The 12,609-nt window shown below is 44.2% G+C and carries 12 protein-coding genes and 1 pseudogene; 8 read left to right on the top strand and 5 right to left on the bottom strand.

All coding sequences use genetic code 11. The annotated features are described in order from the left end of the window. The 4 genes from NC99_RS04035 to NC99_RS04020 form a co-directional block, all read left to right on the top strand. Positions 1–631, top strand: a 631-nt coding sequence (locus NC99_RS04035; RefSeq protein ID WP_316930782.1) for an IMPACT family protein, incomplete at its 5' end; no start/stop codon positions are given. 302 nt (positions 632–933) lie between these two features. Continuing rightward, positions 934–1,845, top strand: a complete 912-nt coding sequence (gene pyrB, locus NC99_RS04030) for an aspartate carbamoyltransferase (protein ID WP_053180119.1) — start codon at positions 934–936, stop codon at positions 1,843–1,845. A gap of 5 nt (positions 1,846–1,850) precedes the next feature. Then, on the top strand, positions 1,851–2,318 hold the full coding sequence (pyrI, locus tag NC99_RS04025) for an aspartate carbamoyltransferase regulatory subunit (RefSeq protein ID WP_053180117.1): 468 nt from the start codon (positions 1,851–1,853) through the stop codon (positions 2,316–2,318). A gap of 19 nt (positions 2,319–2,337) precedes the next feature. Further along, complete coding sequence (locus NC99_RS04020) at positions 2,338–2,784, top strand: GAF domain-containing protein (RefSeq protein WP_053180115.1); 447 nt, start codon at positions 2,338–2,340, stop codon at positions 2,782–2,784. A 67-nt stretch (positions 2,785–2,851) separates the two neighbouring features. Here NC99_RS04020 and NC99_RS04015 read toward each other — a convergent pair whose 3' ends face one another. The 5 genes from NC99_RS04015 to NC99_RS03995 form a co-directional block, all read right to left on the bottom strand. Then, positions 2,852–3,124: an RNA recognition motif domain-containing protein gene (locus NC99_RS04015; protein WP_053180113.1), complete on the bottom strand. Its 273-nt coding sequence runs from the start codon at positions 3,122–3,124 to the stop codon at positions 2,852–2,854. A 316-nt stretch (positions 3,125–3,440) separates the two neighbouring features. Continuing rightward, complete coding sequence (locus tag NC99_RS04010) at positions 3,441–4,625, bottom strand: class I SAM-dependent rRNA methyltransferase (RefSeq protein ID WP_053180111.1); 1,185 nt, start codon at positions 4,623–4,625, stop codon at positions 3,441–3,443. After that, positions 4,622–5,200, bottom strand: a complete 579-nt coding sequence (locus NC99_RS04005) for a 3'-5' exonuclease (protein ID WP_053180110.1) — start codon at positions 5,198–5,200, stop codon at positions 4,622–4,624. Before NC99_RS04005 ends, NC99_RS04010 begins: the two co-directional genes overlap by 4 nt. A gap of 2 nt (positions 5,201–5,202) precedes the next feature. Then, complete coding sequence (locus NC99_RS04000) at positions 5,203–5,832, bottom strand: DUF5063 domain-containing protein (protein ID WP_082326299.1); 630 nt, start codon at positions 5,830–5,832, stop codon at positions 5,203–5,205. 41 nt (positions 5,833–5,873) lie between these two features. Then, complete coding sequence (locus NC99_RS03995) at positions 5,874–7,805, bottom strand: RecQ family ATP-dependent DNA helicase (protein WP_053180108.1); 1,932 nt, start codon at positions 7,803–7,805, stop codon at positions 5,874–5,876. Between the two features lie 159 nt (positions 7,806–7,964). Here NC99_RS03995 and guaB point away from each other — a divergent pair, with 159 nt between their 5' ends. The 4 genes and pseudogenes from guaB to NC99_RS03975 form a co-directional block, all read left to right on the top strand. Beyond that, positions 7,965–9,437: an IMP dehydrogenase gene (gene guaB, locus NC99_RS03990; RefSeq protein ID WP_053180106.1), complete on the top strand. Its 1,473-nt coding sequence runs from the start codon at positions 7,965–7,967 to the stop codon at positions 9,435–9,437. Positions 9,438–9,486: 49 nt separating this feature from the next. Further along, the gene (locus NC99_RS03985) at positions 9,487–11,409 is read left to right on the top strand and encodes a peptidylprolyl isomerase (RefSeq protein ID WP_053180104.1); all 1,923 of its coding nucleotides are present in this window, start codon (positions 9,487–9,489) and stop codon (positions 11,407–11,409) included. After that, positions 11,406–12,257, top strand: a complete 852-nt coding sequence (locus tag NC99_RS03980) for a hypothetical protein (RefSeq protein WP_053180102.1) — start codon at positions 11,406–11,408, stop codon at positions 12,255–12,257. Before NC99_RS03985 ends, NC99_RS03980 begins: the two co-directional genes overlap by 4 nt. Positions 12,258–12,263: 6 nt before the next feature. Next, positions 12,264–12,609, top strand: a pseudogene (locus tag NC99_RS03975) (hypothetical protein); the annotation flags it as partial.

The raw sequence follows: 12,609 nt of genomic DNA, 5'->3' as shown, positions 1-12,609 counted from the left end.
GGACAGCCTCTTTTTTCATTACAAAAAAATGACCGATTCGTTTCTGACCATAACAAACGCCGCCGAAGGTTTATTTAAGGACAAAGGCAGCAAGTTTATTGCCTTTGCTTTTCCGGTTCAGTCAGAAGATGAAATCAAAGATCACATTCAGAACCTGAAAAAAGCACACCATTCCGCACGCCATCATTGTTACGCCTGGCGACTTGGAGCCGAAAAAACACACTTTCGGGCCAACGATGATGGCGAACCTTCATCAACCGCGGGCAAACCCATTTTAGGACAAATCATTCGATTGGACCTGACCAATATTTTAGTTGTGGTTGTGCGCTATTTTGGAGGAACCCTGCTTGGCGTAAGTGGCCTGATTAACGCCTATAAGGAAGCGGCAGCCGATGTTCTGGCTCATGCAACCATTGTCGAGAAGCTTGTTGAGACCAGTTTTACTATTGAATTTGATTATCCAAACATGAACCCGGTCATGCAAATTTTCAAGGAAGAGAAGCTCGATCAGCAAGAAAATCAGTTCGAAATGCGCTGTCGGATCAAGACATCCGTTCGAAAAAGCGAAGCCGAGCGGATCATTGAAAAGTTTCAAAAGATTGACAGCGTCGATGTCGTTCGTGTTGATTAACCCGGTTTTTGTTAATAAATCGGTAATAAAACCTGTATTCAATCATAAACAACACGCCACAAATACTTTAATTTTGGGTTTTGATGAAGCGTTTAAGAGTGCTATATAATTTCCCAACTGGTGATCAGGATCACCTGACAAATTTTTTCCCTTTTATTAAACGCTCCGTCCCCAGTTATAAGAAAACACATCAGGCTCAGCAAATTAGTTTATTACCGGCATATGACCCGGATAATGAAAACCAACAGTGAATTTTGTTCCTGTTGGTTTTTTTTTGAAACCACTTTAATGAAACAAAGCGCATGAATAAAAAAGATTTAATTTCCATCATGGATTATTCGAAGGAAGACTACCTGAGAATAATGGATATGGCTGCTGATTTTGAAGAAAATCCGAACCAGACATTGCTGGAGGGCAAAGTTGTAGCTTCGCTGTTTTTCGAGCCATCAACCCGTACCCGATTGAGTTTTGAAACCGCGATCAGCCGCATGGGCGGACGTATTGTTGGCTTTTCAGATTCCGGCTCCTCCAGTGTTTCCAAGGGAGAAACCCTGCACGATACCATTCGCATGGTTTCGCAATATGCTGATCTGATTGTGATGCGCCATCCACTGGAAGGAAGTGCCCGCTATGCAGCCGAGGTCTCGTCAGTTCCTGTAATCAACGCAGGCGACGGAGCCAACCAGCATCCAACCCAAACCTTGTTGGACATGTATTCTATTTTGAAAACCCAGAAAACCTTCGACAACCTGAACATTTTTATGGTTGGTGATTTGCGCTACGGGCGTACCGTGCATTCTCTGCTCATGGCGCTGTCGCAATTTGAAAATCCAATCTTCAATTTCATTGCTCCCGAAGAACTTCAAATGCCCGAAGAGTACAAAATCTACCTGCGCGAAAAAGGAATTCGCTTTTTTGAACATCGCGAATTTACAGACATCATTTCTGAAGCCGACATTGTTTACATGACCAGGGTTCAAAAAGAACGGTTCTCCGACCCCATGGAATATGAAAAAGTTAAAAATGTCTATATTTTGAAAAACAGCATGTTGAAGCATACTAAACCCAATATGCGCATTCTGCATCCGCTGCCACGGGTTAATGAAATTGCTACTGACGTAGATCAAAACGAAAAAGCCTACTACTTCCAACAAGCACGAAACGGGGTATTCGCACGCGAAGCAATTATATCACATGCTTTAAACTTAAAATAACCAATATGAAAGAGCATAAAAAGAAATTAAAACTAAAGGTAAGTGCCATTAGCGAAGGCACGGTGATTGACCACATTCCATCTGAAAGTTTATTCGATGTTATTTCAATTCTGGAACTGGACAAAACCCGAAACATGATCACGTTTGGAGCCAACCTCGACAGCGGAAAACTCACAAATAAAGCAATTATTAAAGTATCGAACCAGTTTTTTGAAAACGACGACATTAACCGAATTGCACTGATTGCACCTCATGCAAAGCTAAACATCATTCGCGACTATGAAGTGGTGGAAAAAAAGGTCGTTGAAGTGCCTGACCGGGTGATTGGTATTGTCAAATGTTTCAACCCCAAGTGTATCACCAATTCGGAGCCAATAACGACTTCCTTCTCAGTCATTTCAAAACAACCAATTACCTTAAAATGCAAATACTGCGAGAAAATAACGCACGAAAAGCAGATGGTAATCAGATAGTTCTACAAAAATTCAAAAGATGAAAACAGATTTCTCAGAAACCTTAGAACACATCAAAGACCTGGTAAAAAGCAATCCCAACAACTTGCACTTACAAGTTTGCCAGGTCCTAAAAGAACAGGTTTACCATTACGATTGGGTTGGATTTTATCGGTTGAAAGATGGTATTCTCGAACTTGGCGAGTATGTTGGCAAACCAACTGACCACACCCGCATTGAGGTGGGCCAAGGCGTTTGCGGCCAGGTAGCCGAAAAAAAGCAGACTATCGTTGTGCAAGATGTCAGCAAGGAGGACAACTATATTGCGTGCAGCCTGGATGTGCAAAGCGAAATTGTCGTTCCCATTTTACGCGAGGGCGAGTTCATCGCCGAACTGGATATCGACAGCCACTCGCCTGCCCCATTTTCAGCGGATGATCAAATCTTCCTGGAGGAGGTTTGCGCTTTAATGGCCCCTAGCTTTTAAAATAAAAAAAGGTTCGTCCGGCAGCACCGGACGAACCAAAATTTTCTCAACATACAAAAGTCAAAAATCAATAGCGATCTCTTCTTGGAGGTCTTTCCGGACGAGGCCGGGCTTTGTTAACTTTTATATTCCGTCCGTTTACTTCAGCTCCATCCAATTCTTCAACAGCCTTATCACCTTCTGCTTCAACGGCCATTTCAACAAAGCCAAAACCTTTGGCTCTTCCAGTTTCACGATCCTTAACAATTTTCACGGAAATAACTTCTCCGTACTCAGCAAAAATTTCACCCAGTTCGTCTTCTTTCAGATTGTAGTCCAGGTTACCTACGTAAATGTTCATAATTTAAGAATAAAAATTAGAAATGAATAAAAACATAACTGGTGGAGCAAAATGCGGGAACCGGAAACCTTTACACTGAAATAGGAAAATCAGTACCGAAATCTGGCATGTTCATCCCCACCCAAAATACATAAAATAACGTCGCCAGTTGGGGATGAATTCTGATTCATTTTCCGGGAAGAGGTCGATTTTCAACATTAAAACGTCCAATTCTCAACCATACTATTACAAAAATAAGTATTGTTTTGAATCTGCAACTTTTTTAAATGTTTTTTTTACGATAAGCTTCTGTGGAAAAGACAAGCCGATCTTACAGCTAATCAACGTATAAAACCAGACCCTTCAAATACTCGCCTTCCGGATGATAGATATTCACCGGGTGGTCGGCTGGCTGATGAAGCTGGTGCAAAATACGAACTTTGCGGCCCGTAATGGCGGCTCCGGAAAACACGGCTTCACGGAACTGATCTTTGCTGACGACCTGAGAACAACTGAAGGTAAACAGAATTCCGCCAGGCCTAATCTGCTCGAAAGCTTTGGCATTGATGCGTTTATAGGCCTGAAGCGCTTGACGCAGAGCCCCACGGTGCTTGGCAAAAGCCGGTGGATCCAAGACAATCAGGTCGTAGCGGTTTTTCATGTCGCGCATAAAATCGAAGGCATCAGCCACAAACGCTTCGTGCCGCGGATCGTCTTTAAAATTCAGCGCGACATTCTGCCGGGTCAACTCAATGGCCTTTGCCGAAGCGTCAACCGAGTGCACCAAATTGGCGCCCCCTTGCATGGCAAAAAAAGAAAAGCCGCCACTGTAACAAAACATGTTCAGCACATCGCGTCCTTTTGAAAATTGCTCCACCAGTTTCCTGTTTTCCCGCTGGTCAATAAAAAAGCCGGTTTTCTGCCCTTCAACCCAATCAACCTGGTATGCAAGGCCATATTCCTTCACAATGCACGGCTCCGATGCGCCAAGCAAATAACCGTTTTCGGACTGAATATCAGCTTTAAACGGAAGTGTTTTATCACTTTTGTCGTAAACAGCAACCAGCAAATCACCCATCAACTTTTTCAGAAGAGTGGCCAGCTCGTGCCGAATATGATACATGCCCACCGAATGTGCCTGGTAAACAGCGGTGCCATTGTAAAAATCGACAATTAAACCAGGCATACCATCGCCTTCGCCATGAATCAGCCGAAAAACATTGGTATGCTCGCTCCCTGGCAAGCCCAAAGCACGCCGAAGATTGAGTGCTTCAGAAAGTTTTTTCTCCCAGAAAGCCGCATTAATTTCAACATCTTCAAAAGAAACCACACGCACCGCGATGGATCCGATTTGATAGTGGCCTATGGCCAGAAAGTCCTGCCTGGCAGAAACGACCCGAACCAATTCTCCTTCTTCAAGTTCCTGACTGATAAACTTGATGGCGCCCGAAAAAATCCAGGGATGAAAGCGATTGAGCGATTGTTCTTTCCCTGGCTTCAGGGTAACGATGGGCAAAGTCATGATTGGGCGGCAATTAGCGAATTAAAAATTTCGCAAGAAACCCAGGCATCGGTAGCGGCGTAACTTAGTTGGGCATCAGTTAGTTGATCGGCTTCCCAGTTAGACAGGCGTTGCGATTTTGAAATACGGAATCCTAAAACGATACCAGTGATTTTTTTTAGGCTAAAATCCTGAATGCCATATTCTTTCACTTCATCTTGCAATTCGATAAAACCACCGGGAGTAAAACGATTAATCTTTTGCAAAGCTTTGATATCATCGCGAATGGCCACACCAACTTTGGTGATATTTTCATCGGCCAGTATATCTTTCAGTATCTCGGGTAAACCAATTTTACTGATCCGTATAATAAATGCTTTGTCACAGGTTGAGAGCTGCAACAGTGCCACCTGATGGACCTGTCCGCGTTTAAAAGCAGGCTTTGTTTCCGTGTCAAAACCAAGTACATCCTGCTTTTTCAAATAATTAACAGCCCATTGAAGCTGTTCTTCATTCTCCACCAAAACAATCTCCCCGTCGAAGGCATGTAAAGGTAAGTCGGCCAGTTCTTCTTTTGTAATACTTTCTATAAACATATTTAATCTCCCTGATTCTTAAATAAATCATTCAGCCAATCTGGCTTATTGCTTGTTCCGTCATCGTCTTCATCGGCAGCTGGTGTGTGTTTCAGCCGGTCGTCCAAATCGAAATCTCCGTAAATCAGCGAATGAACCGCACGCAGCACATTGACCAAACGCTGTCCCCAAAAGGTTTTAAAGTTATCCATACACAGCCACAAGGCCTCTTGCATAACCAACTCGTCGCTGGTCCGGTACGACATCAAAAAATCCTTCAAATCCTGGTAAATGTCGGCCAAACATTCTGAAATACTGGCGGTCAACGGTGCATCGCTAAACTGCATTTCAACATCAAATACTTCCTGAAAATCATCGTGCTCGCCCAACAGATTCATCACTTTTTGCTGCAAGAAATTATAGTCCACTTCGCTAACAAACTTCTCCAATCCCATTTCCTCGTAGCTTTCCACTTCGGGCAAAACTGATATTTTCAGATAAAGCAGCGGTAAGATTTTTTGAACTTTATCGAGAAAAACCCGCGTAGTTTGGCTGCCCGCTGTTTCTAAAAAGCTACAGTACTCATTCGCTACGGTAACAAACTCAATTACATTTTTGGAATATACTGTTGGATTCAAACTTTCGCCGGTCATAGTATTCAATTAATCCTGCAAAAATAATAAGATTTTCCGTTTCACTCGGGTTTTGCGCCATTTGCCTGCTGATTTCGCTTCCATTCCAGCTTATTATCAATGCGCTTAACAATTTTGCCGTTGTCCATCAACCAACGGATGACCCTGATTTTCCGCTCCTCGTTACCCTTCAGTTTCATAATCAATTCATCAAACGAGCAGGGGTCCGCCAGGTTTTCCCTGATCTCGTCCGCCAGGCGGTCAAACTCCAGCTTACTCAAGCCCAGCTCATTTCGCTCCAGGCACACATCGCAATTTCCGCATCGAACCGATTCTTTCTCTCCGAAATACTGAAGCAATACCTGGCTCCGGCATTTGAGCTTCTGGGTTGAATAATGAATCATGGCATCCACCCGTTTTTGATAGTCGTGCTTGCGGTCAGCGTAATGTTCCTTCGAAATTTTCAAGCGGTTAATCTCAATCCGCTCCTTTGGGAAAAAAATATAGGGCGTATTCTTTCGGGGGATGTAATGAATGATCTTATAAGAATTTAAATGATTCAAAAACCGATAAACCACCTCAATAGTAAGGCCTGCACGCTTGGCCAGCAACTCTTCATTAATCGGCACATAATCGGCAAACAAGCCGGAGTAAGAACGGAGGATCAACTTGATAAATCCATCGAAACTTGCGTTGGCCACCTGAAATTTGTACAAATCGTCGCGCCCAACAATAAAAATCAGCCGGGACGGATTGTCAGATTCATCCGTCAACTCCAAGTACCCCTCACGCTGCAAAATCTTGATGCTGTTGTAAATGGTTTGAATCTGCATGGAATATTTCGATGCAAATTCACCCAAATTGAAATCCCTGGTTTGATTCTTTCCATAGCCAACAGCCAGCTGAAAAGTATTGCATAGCGCCTGGTACACATTTTTGATCACTTCGATGTCGGGAAACGATTTCTCCACATTCTTCTTCATGGCGAGTACATCCGATTTCCCGTAAATTAACACAGCATAGGCTTTCTTTCCGTCGCGCCCTGCCCTGCCCGCTTCCTGGAAATAAGCCTCAGGCGAATCGGCGGGCCCATAGTGAATCACAAAGCGAACATTCGCCTTATCAATGCCCATTCCGAATGCGTTGGTCGCCACAATCACGCGGGTTTTTCCCGATTTCCAGTCGTCCTGCTTCTTCTCACGGTTTAGGCTGCTCAAATCGGCGTGGTAGTAATCAGCCGAAATTTTGTTCTTCCGCAAATATTGGCTGATTTCTTTGGTCAACTTGCGGCTGCGGACATAAACGATGCCGGTTCCTTTTGCGCGCTGAACCGACTGGAGCAGGTACTGCATTTTGTCTTCACGCTCGCGAACAATATAAATCAGATTGTCGCGGAAAAAGCTTTTCCGAAGGACATGCTCCTTTTTAAAATCCAACTGTTTTTGAATATCCTTTTCAACTTCGCGGGTTGCGGTTGCTGTGAGTGCCAAAACCGGAACATCGGGCAAAAGCTGGCGAAGTTCCGTAATTTTCCGGTAGCTCGGCCTGAAATCGTAACCCCACTGCGAAATACAGTGAGCCTCATCCACCGTAATCAAGTTCACATCCATGTTACCCAAATGGTCTTTAAAGCGCTCGGTGTTCACACGCTCCGGCGATAAATACAGAAACTTGTAGTCGCCCCAACTGGCCTTGTCAAAAGCTATTTTTATTTCCCGCTGGCTCAAGCCCGAATGAATGGCCAGTGCCTTAATTCCCTTCTTATTCAGATTCTCAACCTGGTCCTTCATCAACGAAATCAGTGGCGTAATCACCAGACAAATTCCTGGCTTGGCAAGCGAGTAAACCTGGAACGTAATGGATTTGCCACCACCGGTGGGCATCAGGCCAAGCGTATCATTCCCATCGGCAATCGACTGGATGATCTCTTCCTGCAACGGGCGAAAATTGGAATAGCCCCAGTAACGGGTTAATATGGACTTAAAATCACTCAAACAAACTAATTTTTTGCAATGATTATAAAAACAGATTCAACTTAACAAATTTTAATGAAATTTAATTTTTTTAATGGAGACTTGCAACGCCAAAACCCAAGCTTAATCCGGTTATTTTTTGTAGTTTTGGGCTATTAATTTCAACTAAAAATCCACTTCATGTCGTTTTACGCAGATAAAGTTGTTTCCGAGGGACTGACATTTGACGATGTATTGCTAATCCCCTCATATTCTGATATATTGCCCCGCGACGTGGATTTGAGTTCTTCATTCTCCCGTTCCATCAAATTAAATACGCCCATTGTTACCGCAGCGATGGATACCGTAACCGAATGGACCATGGCAATTGCGATTGCGCGCGAAGGCGGAATTGGAGTGATTCATAAAAATATGAGTATTGAAGAACAGGCCCGACAGGTAATTTCGGTGAAACGGGCCGAGAATGGGATGATCTACAATCCCATTACCATTGAGCGGGAAAAGCTGGTCCACCATGCGCTCGAAATCATGAGAACCTACAAAATCGGTGGTATTCCGGTTGTCGATTCCGATAACATCCTGGTTGGCATTGTAACCAATCGTGACCTTCGGTTTGAACAAGATATGAATCGGCCTATTGCTGAAGTTATGACATCCGAAAATTTGGTTTACACGGCCGAATCCACAGATTTGAATAAGGCTGCCGAAATCCTTCAGAAATATAAAATTGAAAAACTGCCGGTTGTTGATCAGCATAAAAAACTGATTGGGCTGGTGACTTATAAAGACATTACCAAGGCCAAAGACAAACCCCTGGCCTGCAAAGACGAGAAAGGCCGGCTACGCGTGGCTGCCGGTGTAGGCGTGACCCTTGATTCGATGGATCGGATTGACGAGCTGGTCAAGGCTCAGGTCGATGCCATTGTGATTGACACAGCCCACGGCCATTCAAAAGGGGTGCTGGAAACCTTGCGTCAGGCCAAAGCAAAATATCCGGAGATTGATTTTATTGCCGGAAACATTGCCACCGCCGAAGCCGCTACCGACCTGGTGCTGGCTGGTGCCGACGCGGTGAAAGTCGGAATTGGCCCGGGATCAATTTGTACCACGCGTGTGGTGGCTGGTGTGGGAATTCCACAATTGTCGGCGATTTACGATGTGGCAAAAAGTTTGAAAGACAGCGATGTTCCGGTGATTGCTGATGGTGGCATCCGCTACTCGGGCGACATTGTGAAAGCCATTGCCGCCGGCGCCAACTCCATTATGGCCGGATCACTGTTTGCCGGCGTGGAGGAATCGCCTGGCGAAACCATCATCTTTCAGGGACGCAAATTCAAATCCTACCGTGGCATGGGCTCCGTAGAAGCGATGCAAGCCGGATCGAAAGACCGCTATTTTCAGGATGTAGAGGAAGATATCAAAAAACTGGTTCCCGAAGGAATTACCGCCCGTGTACCCTATAAAGGAACCTTGTATGAGGTGCTTTACCAATTAATTGGCGGCTTGAAAGCCGGCATGGGATACTGTGGAGCAAAAGACATTGAGGAATTGATGCACGCCAAATTTACCAGAATTACGGCCTCAGGTGTTCAGGAAAGTCACCCGCACGATGTCTCCGTTACCCGCGAAGCCCCCAATTACAGTACCCGCTGAGTTTGAAGGGGGCCAAATCGTGATGGAAAATTTAACTGATAATCATTCTATGCATCGTTTCATTCTCTTGTTTTTTGCCATTTTAATTGCCGCAAACGGATTCGGACAGACGGATTCGGGCAGGCTTATTGAAATTGATGACCAGGTCATAACCAAAGAGGAATTTATTTGGCTCTACGAGAAGAACAACAGCTATTTATTGGATGAAGCAGAAAAAAAGTCGCCCGCTGACTACCTCGATTTGTTTATCAATTTCAAGCTAAAAGTTTTGGAGGCGGAGCGTCTGGGATACGATACCGTTCCGGGATTTGTGAGCGAACTAAAAAACTACCGCAGCGAGCTGGCCAAACCCTACCTGACATCAGTTCATTACACCGAGCAAATGGTAAACACTGCTTACGAACGTATGAAAATGGAAGTTGATGCCAGTCATATTTTAATTCTTCTCGATAAAAAAGCCACGCCTGATGATACGCTGCACGCCTGGAACAAAGTGATGGAGCTCCGAAACCAACTGCTTCGGGGGGCTGACTTTGGGAATCTGGCCGTTGAGCATTCAGAAGATCCATCAGCAAAGCAAAACCGGGGACGACTAGGCTATTTCAGCGCTTTTCAAATGGTTTATCCGTTTGAAGATGCGGCATACAAAACCGCAGTCGGCGAAATCACCCAACCAGTGCAAACCTCCTTTGGCTACCACCTTATCCGGGTGAATAACCGACGGCCAGCCAAAGGCCAAATCAAGGTCGCCCACATCATGAAGAGATTGGACGAACATGCCAGCGAAGAGGCCATCAATCAACTAAAACAGCAACTCGACAGTCTTCACGCGGAGTTGAAAAAGGGAGCCGATTTCGGCACACTGGCCGGGCAACATTCGGACGATCGGCGCACAGCCCAAAATGGCGGCGAACTCTCTTGGTTTTCCTCATCAGGTATGATGCCCGAATTTTCTGATCCCGCTTTTGAGTTGGAAAATGACGGCGACCTCTCGCCCGTTATCCGCACGCCTTATGGCCTGCATATCATCAAGCGTATTGAATATCGTCCGGTTCCGGACTTCGATGAGCTGGAGGATTTTCTGAATGAAAAAATTCGCAACAACCCGGAAATCAGTCAGCACAGTTTCGAAATTTTCATTCAAAATCTGAAAAAGGAATACAAATTTGAACAGAATCGTCAGGCCTTGGATGAATTAAGCGTGGCAATCGAATCAAACACCCTCAAATCATTTCGCGCGGCCAATCCGAATCAAGTTTTGTTTCAATTTGCCGATCAAAAAGCGCTGATCGCAGATTTTGTTGATTACCTGAAAGACAAAGCAAATGACAATCGATCAGCGCAAACCGTTTATGATAATTTCGTCAACACAACGCTCATCCAATACGAAGATTCAAAGCTGGAGGAAAAGCATCCCGAATTTCGGTTTCTGATGCAGGAATACCACGATGGCATTTTGCTGTTCAATCTGTCGGAAGATAAAATATGGAATGCCGCCGCAAAGGATTCAGCAGGATTGGAAGCCTTCTATCAAAAAAATAAGTCCAAATATCACTGGGACGAGCGATTCCATGGTTGGAGCATCCGTTGCGAAAAACAGGAGGAGAGAGACTTTATCGAGGCTGTTTTTGAAGAAGATTTGGACATTCGGGAAGACGAGCTAGACGACCTTCTAAATAATCATTTCGAAGAAAGCACCACTAAAATTCGATTCGGATATTTTGAGAAAGGCGCTGACAATTTGGTGGACTACCTAGTGTGGAATGCGCCAAAACCTGAAGATTTCAAAGATGGTCTGCATTTTGTACGGGGGAACAAAGTTTCGCCACAGGCTAAAACGCTGGAGGAAGCCAGGGGATTATACATTTCCGACTACCAGAATTACTTGGAGGAGCAATGGGTTAAAGAACTACGAAATCGATACCGGGTAAAAGTGAATCGGAAACTGTTAAAACAAATTGAACACGAATGATGAGGCAAAAGTTGCTTTATATGATCTTGGGACTTTTTGTTCTGTCGGCCTGCACCGAGGAGCCAGAGAAAGTGCCAGTGGCCCAGGTTGGCTCAAAAATTCTGTACCTTGAAGAGGTAGAAGAAGTTCTACCCGAATTACCTGAACCCGAACGGACCTTGTGGATGGAGGATTTCATTCAGAAATGGGTGCAAAGCGAATTGATGGTGTTAAATGCCGAAGAAAACCTGACAGCAGCCCAAAAAGATGTGACCCGCGAATTGCAGGAATACCGCAACTCGCTCATTACGTTCAGGTATAAGAAAGCACTCATGGAGCAAAAAATGGATACGGTCATTTCCGAATCGGCAATTGAAAGTTATTACGAAGCCCATAAAAATGAATTTATTCTGAAAAATGACATCGTCAAAGCCGTTTACCTAAAAGCGCCATTGGAGGTGGCAAATCCTGAATTGATAAAAAGTTTGTGCATGGATAACGATCCACAAAAGCTTCAGGAGTTGGACGAATATGGCATTCGCTACGCCAAAACCTACGACCGCTTCGAAGATAAATGGATTGATGCCAGCCAGATTTTGATTCAAATTCCGTTGGAAATTGATAACCTTGAACGTTTTTTACGCAGAAACAAGTTTATCGAAAGCGATGATACAGATTATTATTATTTTATTTGTATCCGCGATTTCAGATATGAAGGGGAACATGCACCAATTGAGTTTGTCAAATCATCCATCAAAAATGTCCTTTTGAATCAGCGTAAAATCAATTTTCTTAAAGAAATTGAAAAAGACGTTTACCAGGAAGGACTGAAATCGAAAAAATTTAAACTTTATAATATTCAAAATTAAAACAATATGTTCAAAAAACTATTCGCTGGTATTTTGTTTTTCAGTTGCCTTACAACCGTAACGCTGGCTCAAGATAAAACGATCGATCAGATTGTCGCCGTTGTAGGCAGTAATGTTATCCTAAAATCGGATATCGAAAGCATGTATATCCAGCAGCAGGCTCAGGGCATGGTCTCGGATGGCGATATGAAATGCGAGATTCTCGAAGATTTTTTGGTTGAAAAACTCTTGCTGGCCGAAGCCGAGCTTGACACCAATATCATTGTAAGCGACAGCCAAATTAACCAAAGCCTCGACCAACGGATGCAATATTTCGTTCAGCACCTGGGCTCGGAGCAAGCGGTTGAAGCTT

The organism is Sunxiuqinia dokdonensis (assembly GCF_001270965.1).
GTDB classification, from domain to species: Bacteria; Bacteroidota; Bacteroidia; order Bacteroidales; family Prolixibacteraceae; genus Sunxiuqinia; species Sunxiuqinia dokdonensis.
This window is presented reverse-complemented; position numbering and strand designations above follow the sequence as displayed.

What these genes read in the sequence shown, in the direction of transcription:
- NC99_RS03980 (WP_053180102.1), top strand. Translation starts at nt 11,406, where the DNA reads ATGATGAGGCAAAAGTTGCTTTATATGATCTTGGGACTTTTTGTTCTG.
- NC99_RS04000 (WP_082326299.1), bottom strand. Translation starts at nt 5,832, where the DNA reads ATGACCGGCGAAAGTTTGAATCCAACAGTATATTCCAAAAATGTAATT.
- NC99_RS03985 (WP_053180104.1), top strand. Translation starts at nt 9,487, where the DNA reads ATGCATCGTTTCATTCTCTTGTTTTTTGCCATTTTAATTGCCGCAAAC.
- NC99_RS04015 (WP_053180113.1), bottom strand. Translation starts at nt 3,124, where the DNA reads ATGAACATTTACGTAGGTAACCTGGACTACAATCTGAAAGAAGACGAA.
- NC99_RS04005 (WP_053180110.1), bottom strand. Translation starts at nt 5,200, where the DNA reads ATGTTTATAGAAAGTATTACAAAAGAAGAACTGGCCGACTTACCTTTA.
- NC99_RS04020 (WP_053180115.1), top strand. Translation starts at nt 2,338, where the DNA reads ATGAAAACAGATTTCTCAGAAACCTTAGAACACATCAAAGACCTGGTA.
- pyrB (WP_053180119.1), top strand. Translation starts at nt 934, where the DNA reads ATGAATAAAAAAGATTTAATTTCCATCATGGATTATTCGAAGGAAGAC.
- guaB (WP_053180106.1), top strand. Translation starts at nt 7,965, where the DNA reads ATGTCGTTTTACGCAGATAAAGTTGTTTCCGAGGGACTGACATTTGAC.
- pyrI (WP_053180117.1), top strand. Translation starts at nt 1,851, where the DNA reads ATGAAAGAGCATAAAAAGAAATTAAAACTAAAGGTAAGTGCCATTAGC.
- NC99_RS04010 (WP_053180111.1), bottom strand. Translation starts at nt 4,625, where the DNA reads ATGACTTTGCCCATCGTTACCCTGAAGCCAGGGAAAGAACAATCGCTC.